The organism is Halomonas sp. KM-1, assembly GCF_000246875.1.
Lineage (GTDB): Bacteria > Pseudomonadota > Gammaproteobacteria > Pseudomonadales > Halomonadaceae > Halomonas > Halomonas aerodenitrificans.
Genome location: NZ_BAEU01000130.1, coordinates 1 through 1,071, shown reverse-complemented (window position 1 = coordinate 1,071; position 1,071 = coordinate 1). Strand labels below are relative to the sequence as shown.

1 protein-coding gene and 1 pseudogene are annotated in these 1,071 nt (G+C 57.7%); both read right to left on the bottom strand.

What is annotated here, in order from left to right; genetic code table 11:
* The coding region (locus B8115_RS15770) for a hemolysin family protein (protein ID WP_010628792.1) at positions 1 to 864 on the bottom strand (864 nt) is incomplete at its 3' end.
* Positions 865 to 953: 89 nt separating this feature from the next.
* Positions 954 to 1,071 (bottom strand): annotated as a pseudogene (locus tag B8115_RS23395) (DNA replication terminus site-binding protein); the annotation flags it as partial.

Below are 1,071 nucleotides of genomic sequence, written 5' to 3'. Positions count from 1 at the left end.
ATCATTAACCACCGCTGCTGGACGTGCGAGTGAACGCGGGTCGAAACCTTCTTGCGATGCGTGCAACAAATCGCGACTCAGCAGGATGCCTACAATGTCGTCCTGTGCACCATCACGTAGCGGCAGGCGAGATCGGCCAGAATTGCGCAGCCGGGCAAGTATCTCTGAGAGACTTTCTTCTGCCCTTGCCACTTCGACCTCGTGTCGAGGGGTCATGACACCGCGTGCACAACGGTCGGCAATGCGCATGACGCCGGTAATCATTTTCGTTTCTGCCTTCTCTATGGTGCCTGCTCCCTCCGCCTCAGCGATGAGCATGCGGATCTCTTCGTCGCTGACGCTGGCGCCCCGCTTACCTGAATGCCCTAACAGCATGAGAACGAGTTTGCCTGAGTGATCCAAGAGCCAGACGAGAGGCAAGGTGGCGCGTGAAAGCAGATGCATCGCCGGTGCCACACGGCAAGCAACGACCTCTGGATTGGTGAGCGCAATCTGCTTGGGAACGAGTTCACCAATGATCAGTGAGAGATACGTAATCACCAGCACAACGATACCAACACCCAATGGGTTGGCGTATTGAACAGGCACTCCAAGGCTTGGCAGTAGGTCGGCGAGCCGGACACCCAGCGTTGCACCGGAGAACGCACCGGAGAGAACGCCGACCAAGGTGATCCCGATTTGCACTGTTGAGAGAAACCGACCCGGGTCCGCCGAGAGGGCAAGGGCGGCCTTGGCGCCAAGATAACCTTTTGCAGCTTTGGCTTTGAGGCGCAATGGACGAGAAGAAACGATGGCCAGCTCAGACATCGCAAGCAAGCCATTGAGCACGATCAAAGCCAGGACGGTAAGAATCTCGAGAATCATGTGAGATACGCGTGGATGAGCAGAGGTGGCCCCTGGCAATAAGGGTACTCGATGGCAGCGTTTGCCATTAATGTGATGCGAAAATTTATTTAGCGGTAGCGGTAGATACGCAGGCTGGGCAGGTAGGGCGTATCTTCCAGTTTCTCGTCGCTGCGCCGGGCCCGGGTACGGCTCTGGGGCGGCGCGGCCGGCGGCAGGTTGTGGTCG